11 protein-coding genes and 1 pseudogene are annotated in these 20301 nt (G+C 72.9%); 4 read left to right on the plus strand and 8 right to left on the minus strand.

Translation table 11 applies throughout. The annotated features are described in order from the left end of the window. The 7 genes from AB0E94_RS13735 to AB0E94_RS13765 form a co-directional block, all read right to left on the minus strand. Positions 1–1673, minus strand: a 1673-nt coding sequence (locus AB0E94_RS13735; RefSeq protein WP_360326024.1) for a hypothetical protein, incomplete at its 3' end; no start/stop codon positions are given. Next, entirely contained in the window at positions 1667–3598 is a 1932-nt protein-coding gene (locus tag AB0E94_RS13740; protein WP_360326026.1) for a hypothetical protein, read from the minus strand. The genes AB0E94_RS13740 and AB0E94_RS13735, both read right to left, overlap by 7 nt. Next, positions 3595–5505 (minus strand): hypothetical protein, encoded by a 1911-nt coding sequence (locus AB0E94_RS13745; protein ID WP_360326028.1) that lies wholly within the window; start codon positions 5503–5505, stop codon positions 3595–3597. The genes AB0E94_RS13740 and AB0E94_RS13745 overlap by 4 nt, the downstream gene beginning before the upstream one ends. Next, positions 5502–6596 carry a glycosyltransferase family 4 protein gene (locus tag AB0E94_RS13750; RefSeq protein WP_360326030.1) on the minus strand — a complete coding sequence of 365 codons (1095 nt, stop codon included), beginning with the start codon at positions 6594–6596 and terminating at the stop codon, positions 5502–5504. Before AB0E94_RS13750 ends, AB0E94_RS13745 begins: the two co-directional genes overlap by 4 nt. Beyond that, a complete protein-coding gene (locus AB0E94_RS13755) occupies positions 6593–7462 on the minus strand; it encodes a glycosyltransferase family 2 protein (protein WP_360326032.1) in 870 nt (289 codons plus the stop codon). Before AB0E94_RS13755 ends, AB0E94_RS13750 begins: the two co-directional genes overlap by 4 nt. 92 nt (positions 7463–7554) lie before the next feature. Continuing rightward, positions 7555–8232, minus strand: a complete 678-nt coding sequence (locus AB0E94_RS13760) for an L-type lectin-domain containing protein (protein ID WP_360326033.1) — start codon at positions 8230–8232, stop codon at positions 7555–7557. Between the two features lie 336 nt (positions 8233–8568). Continuing rightward, the gene (locus AB0E94_RS13765; protein ID WP_360326035.1) at positions 8569–10887 is read right to left on the minus strand and encodes an FAD-dependent oxidoreductase; all 2319 of its coding nucleotides are present in this window, start codon (positions 10885–10887) and stop codon (positions 8569–8571) included. A 74-nt stretch (positions 10888–10961) separates the two neighbouring features. Here AB0E94_RS13765 and AB0E94_RS13770 point away from each other — a divergent pair, with 74 nt between their 5' ends. From AB0E94_RS13770 to AB0E94_RS13785, 4 genes and pseudogenes are all read left to right on the plus strand, one after another. Beyond that, positions 10962–11729 carry a glycerophosphodiester phosphodiesterase gene (locus tag AB0E94_RS13770; RefSeq protein ID WP_360326037.1) on the plus strand — a complete coding sequence of 256 codons (768 nt, stop codon included), beginning with the start codon at positions 10962–10964 and terminating at the stop codon, positions 11727–11729. Positions 11730–12151: 422 nt separating this feature from the next. After that, positions 12152–12679, plus strand: a pseudogene (locus tag AB0E94_RS13775) (Pecanex-like protein 1); the annotation flags it as partial. Positions 12680–13821: 1142 nt separating this feature from the next. After that, positions 13822–14652: a siderophore-interacting protein gene (locus tag AB0E94_RS13780; RefSeq protein ID WP_360326039.1), complete on the plus strand. Its 831-nt coding sequence runs from the start codon at positions 13822–13824 to the stop codon at positions 14650–14652. A gap of 47 nt (positions 14653–14699) precedes the next feature. Further along, a complete protein-coding gene (locus AB0E94_RS13785; RefSeq protein WP_360326040.1) occupies positions 14700–15875 on the plus strand; it encodes an MFS transporter in 1176 nt (391 codons plus the stop codon). A gap of 92 nt (positions 15876–15967) precedes the next feature. Here AB0E94_RS13785 and AB0E94_RS13790 read toward each other — a convergent pair whose 3' ends face one another. After that, positions 15968–20176, minus strand: coding sequence for an AAA family ATPase (locus AB0E94_RS13790; RefSeq protein WP_360326042.1), 4209 nt, complete (start codon positions 20174–20176; stop codon positions 15968–15970). Between the last annotated feature and the right edge of the window lie 125 nt (positions 20177–20301).

The following is a 20301-nucleotide window of genomic DNA, read 5'->3' on the forward strand; positions in this document are numbered from 1 at the left end:
TCGCCCACCGCGGTATCGGCGGCGCTATTCCCGCCGTCAGCGACGGCCGGCGGTCCGGCAGAGTGGGCAGCAGACCGCGAGCCGTCGCCCACCGCGGTATCGGCGGCGCTATTCCCGCCGTCAGCGACGGCCGGCGGTCCGGCAGAGTGGGCAGCAGACCGCGAGCCGTCGCCCACCGCGCTAATCGCACCACCATTCCAGCTGTGAGCGACGGCTGATGGTCCGGCGGCGTGGGCAGCAGACCGCGAGCCGTCGCTCACCGCGGTATCGGCGACGTCATTCCCGCCGTCAGCGACGGCTGGCGGTCTGGGGCGGCGGGACACGGCTACTGCGGCTACCAGCAGGGCGGCGGCGGTCTGGCCGGTCAGCCAGGCGATGCCGGCTCCGGTCACACCGGCGCCGGGGAGCAGCAGCCATGCCAGGGACAGGCAGGTTACGGCGCGGACCAGGTTCAGGCGGCGGCACAGGCGGAATTCGTTGCGGGAGCGCCAGTGCGCCACCGCCAGGTTGGCCACCGCGTCGGGGAGCGCGGCCAGCACCAGGATCTGGAGCAGGAGGCCGCCCTCGGTCGCATAGCCGGCGCTGAACAGGGCGAGGATCCGGTCGCCGGCGATCAGGAGCACCGCCGCCGGGGCGCCGACCATGGCCAGGACCACCGTCGCGGCCCTGGTCACCGGGACCGGGGCGGCGTTGGTGCGCTCCGCGTAGAGGGCCGAAGCGACCGCCGGGGACACCATGAACAGCATCGACGCGGTCATCCAGGCCAGGTAGAAGTGGGCGTTCGCGTCAGCGCCGAGACGAGCTGTGACCAGCACCGGCAGCAACGCGGCCGGACCCGCCTGGGTCAGGTTGATCAGGTGGTGCCCGGTGACCGCGGTCCGCAGGTGCGGAAGCTCGGCCCGAAGCCCGGCCAGCGCGCCCCGCCGGTGCGGGAGCTCGGCCGGAAGCCCGATCGGCGTGCCTCGCCGGTGCGGGAGTTCGGCACGACGATCCGCCGGCGCGGACCGCCGGTCGGCGGGCCGGCGGGATTCGGTGTGTGGGGACGGGCGCAGGCGGCGGGTGGCGACGGGGATCGTGATCAGGCTGATCAGCAGGGTCGGCAGCACGTAGGAGAGCAGGACCGCGACGGAGTCCTGGAAACCGGCGGCCAGGACCGCCAGCAGGGTGAGGATCTTGCCGCCGGCTACCGCCAGGTTGCGGATCAGCATGCCTTGACCCGCCCGGTGGGCCACGTAAAGGTTGTCCAGCAGGGTCGTCAGGGTCACCGCCAGCGCGGCGCTGACCAGGGCGAACGTTCCGCCGGGGCCGGACAGGAAACCGAAGTTGCCGGAGAACAGCGGGACGATCACGGCTACCGCGGTGGCCGTGGCGGCGGTCGCGGCGGAACCGGCGAACAGGCCGGCTCCGACGATCCGGGACCAGGTGGCGGAGGAACTGCCGGGCAGACGCTGGATGAACATGTGGCCGGCGCCCAGGTTGGCGATCATGCTGACCGCGGTGGCGGCGGAGATCAGGGCGGTCGCGGTACCGATCCGATCCGGCGGGACCGAGCGGGCCGCCAGCATCCAGTAGAGGTAGCCCAGGCCGCCGTTGCCGACCGTGGTTGCCATGATCAGCAGGCTGTTACGGGCCAGGGAGTTGCCGGACAGGCGGCGTACGGCGGTGGTCAGCATGGGGTCTGCTCTCCGGCCAGGACGGCACGCCGCTTGCCCGAGCAGGCCACTCGGCTCGGATCCGGAACGACGTCACCCGGTGAAGCGGGCCACATCGAGCCGTCCGGGCCGGTCCAGGGCGGCGGTACCGGGCCGGTCTTGGCCCGGCCGCCCTTGGTGCCGCCCGAACGGGTGCGGTCCTCGGCGCCGGCCGTGCCATCGCCGGCCCGCACGGGAGCCGCCGGGTCGGGCCGGCCCGTCCCCGGGCCGGTGCCGCCGGCCGGGCCGGTGCCACCGGCAGGACCAGCGCCGGCTGGGCCGGTCACGGCGCCACTGGACGCGACCGACGGGGTCCGCACTCCGCCGGTCCGGACCGGAGCCGGCCGGACACCGGGGGCACGATCGCCACCGGACTGGGCACGCACACCACCGCGACGGTCGCCACCCGAGTGGGCACGCACACCCCCAGCGCGGTCGCCGCCCGAGGAGGCAGGCACACCACCGGCTCGGTCTCCGTTCGAGGACGCACGCACACCACCAGCGCGGTCGCCGCCCGAGGAGGCACGCACACCACCGGCTCGGTCTCCGTTCGAGGACGCACGCACACCACCAGCGCGGTCACCGTTCGAGGAGGCAGGCACGCCACCGCCCGAGTGGACATCTCCGCCGCCGGACCGGACACCCGCGCCTGAAGCAGGACCGGCAGGTCGAGGCTGTGCGCCCGGGACGCCAGGAGCTCCGCCGGGCCCGGCGGGGGCATGCGAGCCGACGCCGGGGCCGGTCACCGCGGCGCCGGCGGTGGTCTGGGGGGTGAGAACCGTGTCAGCGTGGCCTCGGGCGTAGAAGCCGATGCTGGTGACGCCGACGCTGATGGCCACGTTGCGGAGGCGTCCGTCCGGGGGGAGAGCCGGGACGTAGACGGTCAGGGAGCGGACCGAGTCGGCGGCCACCGTCATCGGGCGGCTCGCCACCACCCGGCCGCCCACCCGTAGTTGCAGCGGCCGGGTGGTCTCGGCGATACCGGCGCTGGTCACCCGGACCGGGACCACCAGGCCCCGGGCCGGAACCGTGACCGGGCCCTCGACCGCGGCGGCCCAGCCGTTCAGGGCGATGCTCAGATAGCCGGGTTCGGCCGGATGCGGCGCGGTCAGGTAGGCGTGCACCGCCCACCCGCCGACACCGACCGCCAGGACCAGCGGAATCGTCACCGCCACAGTGGTACGGACCGGGCCCCGGCCCGGCCCGAGAAGCTCGGCGTCGAGCAGCGTCCCGCCGCTGGCCGCCCCGGAAGCGGAACCGGGGCCGTTCGGCGCGAAATCACCGCGACCGGGCACGGAATCGGAGTCCTCGGAGGTGGAAGCGGCAGCCGCCACTCCGGACGCGACGCCGCCTTCGGGACCCGTGCGGCCGTCGGCCGTGAGGTCCGGATCGGGGGCCTGGGACGACGGAGTGGGCCGGCCGTCGGTGGCCGGCAGGTCCGGAGCGCTCGTCCGGCCGTACCGGAAAAGGGAACCGGACGATGCCGGAGGCGAGGTTTTGTGGCGGCGCTGGGCCGGAAGGCCGGGCCGGGTCGTGGACCGCCGGGTGGCGCGGTGATCGCGGAGGGCGGCCGCCGCGCCGAGGACGGTGACCAGTGCGGCGCAGGCGATGACGAGGGGCGCCGGGCGTACCGGATGTCCGGCCGCATGCAGCACGAGCGCCAGCAGCGGAATCGTGATCAGGCCGGCGGCGGCGGCGAGTCCGGGCCGGGCCGCGGGGACGCCGGTTTCGGCGGGGAGGCCGGGCAGGGCGCGGATCCAGAGGGCGCCGGTGGCCGCGAGGGCGGTGAGGCAGAGCGGGACGGTGAGCCAGAGGCGGCCGGTGGCGGGGAGGATTCCGGCGAGGGCGGGGTACGCGACCAGCAGCAACCGGACGGCGGGAGTTCGCAACGGTGGGGGGAGGGTCATGGGACTCCCATGTGGAGGTTCTGGCCCTGGCTGCCGAAGTCGAAGCGGTAGATCGCGATGTGCGGCCCGTCGTAGACCTTGATCAGCCATGGCATGGTGTCGAACTTGGTCAGCTGAGCCCTGGTGAAGCCGGGTTTCCCGTCGTGCGGGATCGGCTCGTTGTTCTCGAAGTAGATCTTGATGTCGGGGACCTGTTCGGACATCCGGCGGTCGACCACCAGGTATTCGAAGCGCCACGCCCGCAGCTGTTCCATCAGGGCCGGCGGCATCGGGCGGCCGGGTTGCGCCAGGTACAGCTGGTAGGCCGGGAAGCTCTCGGAGCCGGTGGTCGGCTCCTGCTCGCCGTAGGAGCCGAAGATCAGGCCGGAGTAGCGGTCGGCGACCAGGCGGGCGCCGCGGCCCCGGGTCTCGCGCAGCCACTCCGACGCGGCCAGCAGCTCGGGGGTGGCCGCGCGGGTGTCCGAACCGAAGACCGGCGGGCCGGGGAACCGGTAGGACGGGTTCATGCCGGCGGCCGTGTTGCCGACCATCATCAGCGCGCACGTCGCCAGGAGAAACATCGCGGAACCGCTGATCCGGCGGCGCGCGCGGTCCAGCAGTGCGATGATCAACGGGGCGGTCGCCACGGCGATGCCGAGGTAGCTGAAAGCCCAGGACCGGCGTGCGCCCTCCGCTCCGGACGGGGTGAGGATCAGCAGCGTGGCCGGGAAGTACAGGGCGGCGAGCAGCAGCATCGCGCCGGACGTGGCCCGGGTCAGCCGATCGGTGAACCGGCGGCGGCGCCACCAGAGCACGGCGGCGCCGACGACGGCGAGCAGGGCCACCCCGGGGGCGAGGAACGCGGCCTGCTGTTCCCACCAGGGCGCCACCGACTGGTTGAACAGGGTGCGGCCGCCGGAGCCGCCGCCGGCCATGCCGCCGAACTGATCGAGGGCCCGGCCCAGGTAGGGCTCCAGGTAGGTGCCGGTCCGTGGCGACACCGCGGCCATCCACATCGACACCGAGGCGCCCGCGGTCGCGGTCAGAGCCCATGCGGTACGGGCCGGCGCGCGAAAGATCGTGCAGGCCAGAGCGATGAGCCCGAGGATGCCGGTGAGCCAGATCGCGGTCAGGTGATGGGTGGCCGTGATCGCCACGGTGAACGGGAGGAACAGGGCGGCCCAGCCGAGCCGGGCCCGGGTGCTGACCGCCCGGATCGCCAGCATCGCGCAGGCCAGCGCCCACACCATCACGCCGATGGCCAGCGACTCGTAGCCGAGTTGGGTGTCGAAGTAGAGGAACGAGCTGTTCAGGCTGTAGACGATCGCGGCCGCGGCGGCGACCCGCGGCTCCGGCCACAGCTGACCGGCCAGCACCGCGACGCCGAGGGTGAGCAGCACGTGGGCCAGGATCAGCACGAACAGGGCGGCCTGCCACACGGTGACGCCGGTGAGGGTGGCCAGCGAGGCGACCGTGGCGTGCAGGCCCGGATAGTCGCCGATGACCCGGACGATCGAGTTCTGCTGGAAGAGCAGTCCGTCGAGGACGATGTCGCGGCTCTGTCCCCAGTGGGCGTATTCGTCGTGGTAGAGCGGGCCGGCCGGGTTGCGCAGCAGTTTCGGGAGGTAGGTGAAGCAGGCGTAGCCGACCAGGACGGCCAGGCGCAGCCGGGCGCTGGAGTCGCGGCGGATCGCCCAGTACGCCGCGGGCAGGCTGAACACCAGCATGCCCGCCCAGAACCAGGTGAACTGGCCGTCCTGCCCCCACTCGGCCCGCTGGTACGCGGTCACCAGGGCGGCGGTCCCGGCCGCCCCGGTGATCGTGAGGGTGAGCCCGGCGGCGACCGGCCCGGCCCAGGCGCGCGGCGCCGGTCCCGGGTCCCGGCCGTCCCGCCGGCCGATGGTGGGACTGGCCGTAGCAGCGCTCATCGGCCGACGGCCCCCGCGGTGCTCTGGCGGCGGGCCACCGCGGCGTAGATGTTGCGCGTCGCGCCGACGACGTCCGACCAGGTCGGCAGGATGGCGGGCCGGGTACGCCCGATGGCCGCGGCGTCCTTGAGGGCGGCGGCCAGCGCGTTCTCGTCGTCCGGGTCGGCGAACCGCAGCCACGCGCTGTCCCCGGCCAGCCCGGCGACCTCGCGGTGGGCGGGGATCGGGGTGGCCACGGTCGGCAGGCCGGCCGCGAGCGCGTCGGCGACCGCCATGCCGAAGGCCTCGTGGGTGGAGGCGGAGACCGCCGCCGAGGCCTGGGCCAGGCACGAGTCGAAGGCGGCGTCGTCGAGGCGGCCGTGGAAGACCACCCGCCCGGCCAGTCCGAGTCCGGCCGCGAGCCGGCGCAGCCGGTCCCCGGCGGGGCCGGTGCCCACCACGTCGAGGCGGTGCTCGGGGCCGAGCCGGGTCATCGCCCGGATCACCCGGTCGACCCGTTTGTACTGCTCCAGCCGTCCGACGCAGAGGATCCGGCGGGTCCGGGGCGAGGCCGGGCCACGGGCCGGGCGCGGGTCGGTGCCGTTCGGGATGACCACGGCCCGGGTGCTGACCGCCGGGAAGTCCCGGAGCACCAGTTCACGTTCGGCCGAGGTGACGCAGACGACGGCGGAGGCCCGGTTCATGATCGCCCGGCCGACTGGCCGGTAGAGCGGGTGCAGCGCGGCCCGGAACCTGGTGTGCCCGGTGCCGTGGTAGTGCGGCGTGAACACCAGCGGCGACCGGTTGCCGAAGGCGGCGCAGAGCGCGGCGAGAGCGTGGTAGCTGTGCGCGTGCAGGACGTCGTAGTCGCCGGCGTGGGCGCGCAGCCAGCGCCACAGCGGGACGGACAGCCGGTAGTTGCCGGCCGGGACGGTCAGCGGGAAACGGCGGACGAGCACACCGTCGACGGTCTCCACCGACCGGACGGCGTGCTGGGTGATCACCTCGACCTCGTCGCCGGCCGCGACCAGGCCGGCGCAGAGCCGCTTCACATGGGTCTCCACCCCGCCGATGTCCGGGTGGTAGGCGTTCGCGACGATGCCGATCCTCATCGGACCTGCCGTTCGGCGACCTGCCTGACGCGGGCCCGCCGGGGCCATTCGCGAGCGATGGTACGCAGCACGCGCATACCATCGGTGAGGGCGTTGAGGTTGCTGACCCCGTGGATGCGGTTGTGCTCGAAGCTGGCGACCTCGGTGATCTTCAGGTCGGCGCGGGCGGCACGCAGGTTGAGCAGGGTCTCGATCTCGAACCCGTCGCCCCACAGCCGGCCGTCCGCGTTGTCCGGCATCGGGGACGTGCTGTCCAGGTCGAACACGTCCAGGCAGTGCGCCCAGAACGCGTTGTATCCGTAGCAGAGATCGCTGTACCGGGTCCGGAACAGGACGTTCACCAGCATGCTGAGGCACTTGTTGCCGGCCCGCCGCAGCCGGGTGATGTCGGCGCTGCCACCGGTCGGCCGGAACCGGGAGCCCTTGGCGAAGTCGGCGCCCTCGCGCAGCGCCTCGACGAAGCGGGGGATCTCCAGCGGGTCGGTCGAGCCGTCGGCGTCGATCATCACGATGATGTCGCCGGTGGACGCCGCGAACCCGCAGGCCAGCGCGTTGCCTTTGCCTTTGCGGTTCTGCCGGACGACGCGGATGTCGGGCCGCAGCCGGCGGGCCACCGCCACCGTGTCGTCGACGGAACCACCGTCGACCAGGACGATCTCGTCGACCTGCGGGAGCCGGGCGAACACGTGCGGGATGTTCCGCGCCTCGTTGAGCGCCGGAACGATGACGCTGACCCGGGGTTCCGGCTCGGCGCCGTCGTCCGGGTCGTCGGGAAGGTCGGGGATCGCCGGGACGGCGGCCTGGATGGCCTCGATGTCGATGACGGTGTTCGTCTCGCCGGGAAGCACACGGTCGACCGTGGGCATAACTCTCTCCGATCGGGGAGGCTCGAGTCGGCCCGGTCCGGGCCGGAGCATGGGAAGGTGCCGGGGCGCGAGGCCCCGGCGGAACGGTGCGCTCACGCGTGCGGCACGTCGACCGACCACTCGTAGACGTCCTGGCGTGCGGTGAGGCTGCCGGTGGCGCCGGTGAACCCGACCCAGCCGAACGGCACGCCGGCCTTCTGGGCGAGGTTCACCCGCTGGTCGAGCAGGAGCTCCTCGGTGGCCTTGCCGGCCCGCGGGCGGACGTAGACGGTCAGGCGCTGCTGGCCGGCGTCGTACCTGATCCGGGCCTGGAACGGCTTGCCGTAGAGCCGGATCGAGGACTCGGCGGCCGACTCGTGCCGGTCCGGGTTGCCGTTGACCGAGACCGCGAGGTGGTTGCTGCTCGGGTCCGGAGTGTTCTGGAAGATGTCGAACTCGACAGCCACGCTGCGCCAGATGCCGCGGTAACCGAGGCCGCCGCCCCAGCCGCCGAGCGCGCGGGGCCCCTCGCCCTGCGCGACGAAGGCGATCCCGTCGGCGCCGACCTTGCCGGCCCGCAGGTGGGCGGTGAACGTGGTCTCGAACGAGCGGGTCAGGTCGACCATCTGCATGCTCCACGCCGACCCGGCCTGGCGGTAACCGCCGTCGGTGAGGCGGATGACGCGTTCGTCGTCCCCGGCGCGCCACATCAGGGAGGCGGTCCCGTTGAGGGCCAGCGGCGGTGTGTACGGGGGGTCGATGTCGGCCGCGAGCGCTCCTCCCGAATTCACCGCGGCCACTATGGAGAGCAGGGCGGAGGCCCAGAGACCGCCCCGCGCGACCCTGGACGTACGAGAAAAGCGCACGACATACTCCACTTCAAACGGATTTGCCCGACTTAGACCTGGCCTAAGCTAGGGCAGTCCGCGAAGCCGTGTGAGCGAGTCCCGTTATTTACCCCGGACGGTTTCGTTTCGAGACGATCTGCGCGCGGCACGCCGCGTAGACCGGCCGGTAAGCCCGGCCGGGAACCCACGATCGTGTGAACGGCGGGAACGGCATCACGCCCGCCCTGATCGACTCGATGCTAGTCACATCCGGGCCGCCCGCGACGGAGAATCCGCAGATCAGCGCCTTAGTCGTTCGTGTTTCGGGTCGAACAGCGGCTCGGCCGCCACGGTGGCGAGCAGCAGCCGGTCGAAATAGCCGACCTCCACCTGCGTTCCGGGCACGGCCAGGGCCGAGGGCAGCCAGGCGTACGCGATGGGGGCGCCCACCGACCAGCCGTACGCCGCGCTCGTCACGTGCCCGACCGGGAACCCGCCCGCGTACACCGGCTCACGCCCGAGCGGCACGTCCCCGGTGTCGGCCAGCACGAGGCAGGTCAGCCGCCGATCCGGGGGCCGGTCACCCGACGGCAACAGGCCGGCCTGATACGGGTCGTCCTCACTGGTCATGTCCCGCCCCCAGGCGCGGTACCCCTTCTCCAGGCGCAGGCTGTCGAACGCCACCCGGCCGGCCACGATCAGCCCGTGCTCCCGGCCCGCCTCCCACAGGGTGTCCCAGAGGCGCAGGCCGTACTGGGCCTCGGTGTAGATCTCCCAGCCCAGCTCGCCGACATAGGACAGTCGCAGCATGGTCACCGGAACCGTGCCGAGGTGCCCCTCCCGGGCCCGGAAATAGCGGAACGCCTCGGCCGACACGTCCACGTCGGTGAGCGGCGCGACCAGTTCGCGGGCGGCCGGACCCCACAGTCCGACACCGCACGTCCCGCCGGTGACGTCACGCACCGAGACGCCGGGCGGGGCGTGCCGGCGCAGCCAGCCGACGTCCAGCGGACCGTTCCCGCCGACCCGGAACCGATCCTCGCCGAGCCGGGCCACCGTGACATCGCTGCGCACCCCGCCCGCCTGATCCAGCAGAAAGGTGTAGACGACGGTGCCGACCGGGCGGTCCACGTCGCCGGCCACCAGACCGGACAGGAAGGAGACCGGGCCGGTCACGTCGATCCGGGTCAGCGGGGTCATGTCGTAGAGAGCGACCCGGCGGCGGGTCAGCCGGGCCTCGGTCTCGGCGATCGGCGACCAGTGCCGGGCCGACCACTCGTCCCGTGGGCGCGGCGCCTCCGGGGGCGGGTTGGTCGCGTACCAGAGCGGGCGCTCCCACCCGGCCGCCTCGCCGAAGACCGCGCCCAGCTCGGTCTGCCGGGGGTGGAACGGGCTGACCCGGACGTTACGCACCGACGGCGGGTCGGCCGGATGCAGGATGTCGTAGACCTCGACGAAGTTGCGGATCGCCCGCCGGCGCACGTAGTCCGGGGCGAGCTGGGCCGCGTCGAACCGGTTGAGGTCGCACTCGTGCAGGTCGATCGCGGGCCGGCCGTCCACCATCCACTCGGCGACCGCCTTGGCCGCGCCCGCCGAATGGGTCACCCACACCGCCTCGGCCACCCAGAACCCGCGCAGCCCGGCCGCCTCGCCGAGCAGCGGGAAACCGTCGGCGGTGAACGAGAAGACCCCGTTGAACGCCTCCTCCAGGGCCGCGCCGCGCAGTGCCGGGATCAGCTCGCCGGCCGCCGCCCAGGACTGCTTGAAGGCATCCGGAGTGAACGGCAGCTTCGACGGATGGGCGTCGCCGGGCAGGTCGGCCAGGTCCACCGGCATCGGCTCGTGCAGGTAGGAGCCGACCCCGAACCTGTCGCCGTGCGCCCGGAAGTACAGGTCACGGTCCTGGTGGCGGAGGATCGGCAGGGTGTCGGCGGCGCCGGCCGGGGTGGTCCGGACGTACTGGTGGGCCATCGGCAACAGCGGGATCGGCACGCCGGCCATCGCCCCGACCGCCGGACCCCACAGCCCGGCGCAGCTGACCACCAGGTCCGCCGGGAACTCCTCGTCGGCGGTCGCCACCCCGGTCACCCGGCCGGCGTGCGAGAGGACCCGGGTCACCGTCACGTTGCCGAGGAAGCGGGCGCCCCGGGAGGTGGCCCGGGCAGCCTGCGCCTCGGCGGCACGGACCGTCGGGACCAGTCCGTCGGACGGCACATAAAGCCCGCCGGTAATTAATGATTTGTCCAATAATGGGTAGAGGGTTGCGCAGGCGGCCGGATCCAGGACGGATGACGGGACTCCCCAGGACTGCCCGAACCCGAAACGACGGTGGAGTTCGGCGAGCCGGGCCGGCGTCGTCGCCACCTCGAGACTGCCGACCGGGGAGAAACAGCCGAGCCCGGAATACTTCTCGACGGTGTAGCGGGCGAGCCGCGACATGGTCCGGGACGGATTGGTCTGGAAGACCAGCCCCGGCGCGTGCGAACTGGACCCGCCGGTCTCGAACAGCGGCCCCTGATCCAGGACCGTGACAGCGGTCCAGCCGCGACCGGTCAGCTCGTCGGCGAGCGCGCACCCGACGATCCCCGCGCCGATGATGACAACCGTGGGTCCGGACATCGCGCCCCCTCTTCGCCGCCACCGTCATTCGACCTCTTTTGGCCCACGCCAACAAGCCCCGGCATACTGCCCCGGTGAACCACCCGTTCCTGGACGCTCCGGGACCGCTCGCCTTCGCGCATCGCGGCGGCGCCGCCGACGGCGACGAGAACACCGCCGAAGCCTTCCGCCGGGCCGTCGACATGGGTTATCGGTACGTGGAGACCGACGTGCACGCCACCGCGGACGGGGTCCCGGTCGTCATCCACGACGAACGGCTCGACCGGGTCGCCGGGCGACACGCGCTGATCGCCGACCTGACCTGGGCCGATCTCGCCTCGGTACGGGTGGGCGGCGCGGCCGCCGTGCCCCGGCTCGACGAGGTGCTGGACGCCTGGCCGGAGATCCGGTTCAACGTCGACGTCAAGGCCGACGGGGTGGTCGAGCCGGCCGTCGCCGCGGTCCGGGCCACCGCCGCCGAGGACCGGGTGCTGCTCGCCTCGTTCAGCGACGCCCGGCTGACCCGGGTCCGCGCGCTGGCCGGGCCACGGGTGGCCACCTCGCTCGGCATGCGCGCCACCGCCCGCCTGCGGATCGCCTCGGCCGCCGGTCTGCGCCTGCGGCTGCCCGAGTCGGTGGTCGCCGTCCAGATCCCGGTCCGGCACGGCCCGGTCACCGTGCTCACTCCGCGATTTCTCACCTATCTGCACCGGCTCGGATTGCACGCCCATGTGTGGACGATCGACGATCCCGAAGAAATGATTCGGCTTCTCGACATGGGCGTCGACGGCATCATGACGGACCGTATCGAGGTGTTGCGCGACGTCTATGCGGCGCGCGGTTTCTGGCCCGCTGACGGATAGTGGCGACAGCCATCCGATCAGTTACCATCCCTGGTCAGGGACTTTTTTCGGAGATCGCGTGAACCCCGGACATCATCCGTTCGGAGGATGCTTGGGGTTCGAGGCCCGATCCACATATTTTCTTTAAGGCGGCCATAAGAAATCGGCGAACCCGGTTCCGGAATTGCTTTCTGTGAGACGCGCCCTTAACGTCTGGTCGGTCGGCGCCGGGAACCAGCGCCGTCATTGACCGGGAATCGGGAAAAGAAGGTCTCGTCATGCGAAGCTCGGGGCAACGACGTACCCGGCTGTTGGCCGCCGGCGCCGTGATCACCGCTATCGGCGGGGTGATCGGCTTCACCCAGTTCGCCAACGCCGCGGACACGCCCGCCGCCAGTACCAAAGCCGGTGAGAGCGGGGCCGGGAAGGTCGTCGGCAACAACCTGACGATCCTCACCGACACCTGTGTGGACAGCGACCTGGAGGCCCACGACGGCTTCCAGAAGGGCAACCGGTGCGTCTCCACCGAATTCGGTGAGGTGGGCGTCGCCGCCAACAACCCCACGCTGCTGATCACCGAGGCTCCGGACGAGGTCGCCGTCGGCGCGCCGTTCCAGCTGCGGATCAGCACCCGCAACCTGATCCGGGACCGGTTCCTCGCGGCCGGCCAGGGCGGTTACTACGTGGAGTCCAGCGTTCTGCAGAACGGCCTGGTCCGCGGCCACTTCCACACCGCCTGCCGGATCCTGAACAACGACGACGAGGCGCCCGAGCCCGCGCCGGTCCCGGCGTTCTTCGTGGCCACCGAGGACAGCCGCGGTGGCGCCGAACCGGACACCGTCACGATCCAGGTGCCGGGGCTGCCCCAGGAGGGCGAGTTCCAGTGCTCCTCGTGGGCCGGTGACGGTTCGCACCGCATCCCGATGATGGAGCGCGCCAACCAGACTCCCGCTCTCGACTCCGTCCGGGTCATCGCCCGCGCCGCGAACAACGGTGGCGGAAACAACGGGGGCAACCAGGGCGGGAACAACGGCGGTAACAACGGCGGCAACCAGGGCGGCGGCAACAACGGCGGCAACCAGGGTGGCAACAACGGCGGCGGCAACAACAACGGCGGGAACAACAACGGGGGCAACAACACCAACAGTGGTGAAGTGACCCCGACGACCCCGCCGGCCACGACACCGGCCACCAAGCCGGCGACCGCGAAGCCGAACAGCACCGTGGTCACCGCGACCCCGCGCAACACCACGACGACCACGGACAGCGACGACGAGTCCGAGGCCGGCACCAAGGGGAACACCACCAAGGCGACCCCGACGCCGACCAAGACCCCGGCTTCGACGAAGTCCGAATCTTCGGAGTCTGAAAACTCTGAAGAATCTTCCCAGTCGGAAGAGACCACCACCAAGCCGGCGACGACCAAGAAGACCACCCAGGCGGTCGAGCCGGAGTACGACTCCGAGCCCGAGCCCACCGACGGTCCCGGCCTCGCCGCCGACCCCGGTGACGGCGCCCCCGACGACCCGGAGAACACCACCGACACGGTCGCCGAACCGCCCGCCCAGGCCGTCCAGACGACCCTGATCAGCAGCAACCTGGCGTGGATCGGCGGTGGCGCGGTACTGGTCCTGGTCGGCCTGCTGATCGCGGCCATGCTCCGGAGCCGTCCCCGCAACACCTGGCGCTGACCGCGCCCCGCACCACCCGGCGCTGACCCCGCGCCACGAACGCCGAACGGCGGGCAGGACTTCGGTCCGGCCCGCCGTTCGCGTCTGTCCGGCTACCGTGCGTGCGCTTCGGCCCGGAGCGGGCAGCCCCGTCGCCACCGGATGTGGCGGGACGGCTCGGTTGCGCTTGGCGGGTTGTGGCCGTACCCGATGAGGTCGCAAAGGGTGAAGGATCAGTTTGCGGAAGCGTTCCGCTGACCCGGGCGGATGCCTTCTATGCTGCGTATCCACCGAACCGCCGTAGAAATCAGCCGCTGGGTGAGAAATTTCAGGAAAGCGGAGGCGGACGGGTAGATCGGCCAGAATAAGGGTAGCCTTACCTCCCGAGATCCTTTCCACTGGCAGTATCGGCAGTTCCCGTTTCCGGCAGTGAGGTGCACTCCATGGCGAACCGACCCGCGCGACCGGCCCACGAGGGTGTGGTCACCCGCGTCGAGCAGCTGACCCCGCACATGGTGCGTGTCGTGGTCGGCGGTGCGGCTCTGACCCGGATCGAGGCCGGGCAGTTCACCGACCACTACATCAAGGTGCTGTTCCCGCTGCCCGGGGTCACCTATCCGGAGCCGTTCGACCAGGGCGTCATCCGCGAGACTCTGCCGCGCGACCAGTGGCCCGTCGTCCGGACCTACACGGTTCGCAAGTGGCTGCCCGAGGCCGGCGAGATGTGGGTCGACTTCGTGGTGCACGGCGACGAGGGCATCGCCGGCCCGTGGGCGGCCGCGGCCAAGCCTGGTGACGTGATCCGGTTCATGGGCCCGGGCGGCGGCTACGCGCCCGACACCACCGCCGACTGGCACCTGCTCGCCGGCGACGAGAGCGCGCTGCCGGCGATCAGCGCCGCCCTGGAGCGGATGCCCGAGGGCGCCAAGGCACGGGTGTTCGTCGAGGTCGCCGGGCCGGATGAGGAGCAGAAGATCGAGACCGCGGCCGACGCGGAGATCACCTGGCTGCACCGGGACGCCGGCGAGTCGCTCGTCGACGCGGTCCGCGGCCTGGAGTTCCCGGCCGGGCGGATGCAGGCGTTCGTGCACGGCGAGGCCGGTTTCGTCCGCGACCTGCGCCGGTTCCTGCGGGTGGAGCACGGCATCCCGATGTCCCAGCTGTCCATCTCCGGCTACTGGCGGCGCGGGATGAACGAGGACGGCTGGCAGTCCAGCAAGCGGGAGTGGAACGAGCAGATCGAGCGCGAGCAGGAGCCGGCCGCCGCCGCGTGACCACCGTGTAAGGAGTGTTACGCCCATCACCCGATACGCTGGGTGGTGTGGTGATCCAGGAGAAGACCCGGGCCGGCGGGCTGTTCGCACTGACGGCCCTGCTCCTCGCCGCGGTCAACCTGCGGCTCGCGGTCACCAGCATCGGCCCGGTCCTCACCGAGATCCGGGCCGGGCTCGGGATGAGCGCCACCGTGGCCGGGCTGCTCACCTCGGTGCCGGTGCTCTGTTTCGCCTCGATCGGTCTCGCCGCGCCCCGGCTCGCCCGGCGGTTCGGCTCGGCGCGTGTCATCCTCGGCGGCCTGCTGCTCCTGGCGGCCGGCCTGACGATCCGGCCGTTCACCGGCGGTTCCGCGCTGTTCCTGCTGTTCAGCGCGGTCGCCCTGGCCGGGATCGCGCTGGTCAACGTGCTGTTGCCGTCGATCGTCAAGGACCGCTTCCCGGACCGGGTGGGCACCGTCACCGGCCTCTACTCGGTGGCGCTCAACATCGGCGCCACCACGGCCGCTGCCGCGACCGTGCCGATCACCGGCGCCTTCGACGGCGACTGGCGGCTGGGCCTGGCCTGCTGGTCCCTCGCCGCGCTGCTCGCCCTTCCCCCGTGGTTGCTGATGGCCCGCACGCGCGAGACCGCGATCGCTTCCGACACCCCTTCTGCGGTACGGGTGAGCCGGCACCCGGTCGCCTGGGCCCTGGCCGTGTACTTCGGGATGCAGTCCACCTCCGCCTACGTGATCATCGGCTGGCTCCCGGAGATCTACCGCGACGCCGGCCTCTCCCCCGCCCTGGCCGGTGTCCTGTTCGCGGTCACGTCCCTGCTCGGCGTGCCGCTGTCGTTCCTGCTGTCGTCGTACGCCGGCCGCCTCCGCTCGCAGAGCGGCATCGCTCTCACGCTCGGCCTGTTCGGCATCGCCGGCTGGGCCGGTCTGTGGGCCGATCCGGCGGCCGCCCCGTGGGTGTGGGCGATCCTGCTCGGTGTCGTCAACGCCGCGTTCCCGCTGGCCCTCACGATGATCGCGCTCCGCGGCCGGACACCCGCGACGGTGGTGCAGTTGTCGGCGTTCGCGCAGAGCATCGGGTACCTGTTCGCGATCCCCGGCCCGATCCTGATCGGCGCGCTGCACGACGCCTCGGGCGGCTGGCGGGTCCCGCTGGCCCTGATGGTGGCCCTGATGATCCCGCAGATCATCGCCGGCATGGCCGCCGGCCGAAACCGCCAGATCTGACCCGCGTTCGGAACCCCGGTTCGCCGCTCGCCGAGATCTACGAGCCTGCCGGGGACGAATCCGGCATTTCCAACTTGGTCCGGCGGGGCACATCACTGGCGGAACTGTTGGCAATAGTCCGGGACGGGCTGGGCGTCGTTGCGGCTCAGCCCGGCGGCTATGCCGCACAATCGGCGGCCGGCCACCGCGGGATCCAGCGGCCACACCGACACCAGTGAGTCGAAGGATCCGCTGATCAGCAGCCCGCCGTCCGGCGCGAACGCCAGCGCGCCGATCGCGTCGATGTGCCCGCGCAGGGTGGCGGTCCGGGCCCGGGCCGTCGTGTCCCAGAGATGGATCGGCCCGCTCCGGTCGCTGACCGCCATCGTGCGCCCGTCCGGGGAGAAGGCCACCCGGTCGATCTGGTCACCCTGTTCCGCGGTGGTCCACAGGGACACCGCGCCGTCCCCGCTGCGCACGTCGACGAGGCGGTTCGTCCCGGTCACCGCCATCGTCCGGCCGTCCGGCGCGACCGCGAGATCCAGCGGCTGGTAGGCGCCCAGCGGCCGGGCCTCGCCCACCGGGGTCAGGTCGGCCACCCGCCAGGACCGCAGGATCCCGGAGAACCCGGCATTCTCCCGCGCGACGCTGCTGAGGGTGACCCCGGCGTGCAGCACCGACCCGTCGGCGGAGAAGGCGAGCGCGTACGCCGACTCGTTCTTCTCCTCGTCCGGTTTCGCCAGCATGATCTTCCCGCGCATCCGGCGGGCGGCCACGTCGTACACGTGGATCTCGCCGGGCGGCCAGGTCTCGCTCTCACCGAGACAGCTGAACAGCGCGACCGCCAGCAACTCGCCGTCCCGCGACACGGCCAGGTCGCCGCCGCACAGGCCCAGGGCGACCGAGTGCTGCCGTCTCCCGGACTCGTCCCACACCTCCAGGGTCCGCGCGGCGGTGATCATGCCGAGCAGCCCGTCCGCGGTGTACACCAGGCCGCTCACCGGGCCGGCCGGCCGGAACGAGCCGGTCGGTTCCCGGGTGGCGGTGTCCCAGATCCGGACCGTGCCGTCCGCACCGCCGGCCGCGATCCGCCGCCCGTCCGGCGAGAACACCGCGCCGTAGACCTCGCCGTCGGTGTTCAGCGAGTTCACCACCCGCCTGTGCACCACGGACGGCCCGGTCGGCGCGGTCACCACGACCACCTGCCCGTTCGCCGACGCGGCGGCCGCGCCGTAGGAGGACAGGCCGGTACGCAGGGTGCTGAGCGTGCCGTCGCTGAGCGACCACAGGTCCGCGTTGCGCAAGGCGGCCGCCGCGATGATCATGCCGTCGCCGGTGACCACGAACGGGGCCGGCGGGGCGCTGGTGTGGTCGGCCGGCGTGATGTCCCGGAGTTTGCGGCCGGTGCCGGCCTCCCACTGTTTGAGCCGGCCGTGGCCGCCGCTGCTCGCCTCGTTCGTGATCAGCGAGCCGTCCGGCGCGAAGGCGAGGTACTGCGGGCCGGTCAGCGACATCGTCCGGGCACCGTCGCTGATCCGCCGGACCTCGGCGCGGCCGGCCGCCCCGGCCGTCGCGACATGCTTGCCGTCCGGACTCACCGACAGCGACATGACACCGTCGCCGCCGGCCGCCATGGTGCGGATCGAACGGCCGGTGACCGCGTCCCAGAAACCCAGATCACGCTGCCCGTCGGTACGGGTCGCCACCACCGTGGCAGTGCCGGGCAGCCAGCCGACCGCCCCGTAGGCCGGAAGGGTGCGAACCGGCTCGCCGGTCGCCGCGTCCCAGATCCGCACCCCGTCCGGCACGATCGCGCCGGAAGCCAGATAGCGGCCGTCCGGGGAGAACTGCACCGAGTTCACCCAGACCTTGTCCAGCCCGGCCGGCGGCGCGGGGTAGGCGAGCGGCGGGCCGACCTCGGTGAGCGTCGCAGTGTCCCAGAGCCGGACCACACCCCTGTTGTCGCCGATCGCGATCCGCGACCCGTCCGGGCTGACCGCCGCCGAGTTGCCGCCCGGGACCGTGCCGAGGTGCCCGGCGAACCGCACCATCTGGGTGGAGAGCAGCGCGCCCCGGGCCTCCGCGGTCGGCTCCTCACCCCACGCGGCCAGCGCCCGGCGGACCGCGGCCGGCTCGTCGTGATCCAGCAGGGCGAGGGCCTCGGCGGCGTACTGCCGGGACCGGGCGTCCCGGCCGGCCGCGCCGGCGGTGCGCTGGCCCTCCACCGCGACCAGGCCGCCGCCGACGGCCAGCAGCAGCGCCGCGGCCAGGCCGGCGACCATCCGGCGCAGCCGCCGGGTGGCCCGCTCCCGGGCCCGCTGCTCGTGTTCGGCGGCCGCGCCCCCGGCCGCCAGGTACTCCCCGACCAGCGGGGGCACCCCGTCCCCGGCCGGCACCCGCTCGCGGGCGGCCAGCAGCCGGGAGCCACGGGGCAGCAGGTCGGGGTCGCGGCCGGACCGGTCCCAGTCGCGGGCCGCCTCGGTCACCGACTGGCGCAGCAGCAGGTCCTCGCGGGCCTCGGCGACCCAGCCGGCCAGCCGGGGCCAGCTGGTCAGCAGCGCCTCGTGGCTGATCTCCACGGTATCCGCGCCGACCGTGACGAGCCTGGCCCGGACCAGGCGGCGCAGCACCCGGGAGTCGCTCGCCGCCCGCTCGCCACGGCGGCGCACGGCCGTGCCGTCGCCGGTGACCGCGACCAGCGCGAGCAGCGCGTCCCGGAGCCGGTCCCGATCGTCCGGCGGCAGGTCCAGGTAGATGCCCTCGGCGGTCTCAGCGATGGCGTGCCGGATGCCGCCGGTGGCCCGGTAGGCGGCCACCGTGAGCCGGATCCCCTCGCGCCGGTCCCAGGTGGCGCGCAGCGCGTGGGCCAGCAACGGCAGCGCCCCCGGCTCGTAGCCGTCCCGCCCGTCCGCGCCCAGATCGTGCAGGAGCAGGTCGGGCAGGCCCGGCTCGACGGTCAGGCCGGCGTGCTCGGCCGGTTCGACGACGGCCCGGCGGATCGCGTCGGCGTCCAGCGCGCCGAGGACCACGTGCCCGGCGGCGAGGATCCGGGCGAGCGGGGGCAGCGCGGCGCACTCCCGGTAGAAGTCGGAGCGGACGGCGATCACCACGAGCGCGGGCGCCGCCGAGGCCAGCGCGGACGCGTAGGCGAGCCGTTCCGCCGGGTCCGGGCACTGGGTGAAAAGCTCCTCGAACTGGTCGATCACCACGACCGGGCGGCGACCGGCGGCGGCCGCCTTCGCAGCGAGCGCCCCCAGCCGGTACGGCTCCTCGCGCACGGCTTCGAGCAGGTCGTCGTGCGGCACCTCGCGGTCCGGGCCGGTCAGACCGCGCAGGCGGGCCACCAGGTCGGCCAGCGGGGACGAGCCGGGACTGGTCAGCACCCACGCCCAGGACGCCGGCTCGTCACCGAGCACCCCGGCCCCGAGGGCGGGCAGCAGACCGGCCCGCAGCAGCGACGACTTGCCCGCGCCGGACACCCCGGTGACGATCAGCGGCGGGCCGCCGACCGCCTGCTCGGCGAGCCGGCTGAGCAGCTGCGCGATCTGCGTCTCCCGGCCACGGAAGCGGGGCGCGTCCTCCGGCTGGAAGCTGACCAGACCGGGGTACGGCGGAACGACTCCCCCGGGCACATCGGCCGGCACCTCGTCGCCGGCCGGCAGCTGTTCCCGGGTCACCTCGGCCAGGTGCCGCCGGACCTGCTCCAGCTGCCGGCTCAGCTCCAGGCTCTGCACCGCGAACTGCCGGCGCAGACCGTCGACGCTCTGCCGAACCTCGGTGAGCATCCAGCCCAGCTCGCCGACGCCCATGCCGAGCTCCCGGAACGCCGCCTCCAGCGCGTGCCGGAGCTCCTCGTCGGTGTTCGCCGCCTCGGTGATCGCGGCGCCGACCGCGTCCACCTCGCGCAGCACCCGGGAGACCTCGTCGTGCAGGGCCCGGCCCCGCTCGTCGGCCGCGGCGAGCCGGGGCAGCAGATCGGCGGCGATCGCGTCACGCCACTGCTCCTCGGTCCAGCCGGTCGCCTTCGGGTCCTGCTCGCGCAGCCGTTTCGCGGTCTCGTTCAGGGTGTCGGCGAGGAAGTTGCTGCCCAGGCCGCCGACCTGGTCGAGGGCGACGGTGAAGGCGTCGGACGCGCCGAGCCCGGCGCCGGCGATCGGGGCGACCGCCGAGGCGGTGAGAAAAGCGAGGATGGCGTACGGGCTGGCCGACCGCAGCCCGGACCGGGTCCGCTGACCGGCCGCCCGCACCCAGGAGCGCACGCCGGCACGGGCCCGCTGGATCGCGGCCGGCCCGTCGGGCTCACTCGGTCGGGGCTCGGTCAACACTCCTCCGTGGACATCGACGGATGTTGCCGAACTCATGATTGCACCGGGGATCCACGGGATGACCCGCCCGAATCGGCGGGACTTCCGGCCCGGTTCCCGGCGGGGCGTGCCGTGGGCCAATG

Source organism: Actinoplanes sp. NPDC026670 (assembly GCF_040638175.1).
Taxonomy (GTDB): domain Bacteria; phylum Actinomycetota; class Actinomycetes; order Mycobacteriales; family Micromonosporaceae; genus Actinoplanes.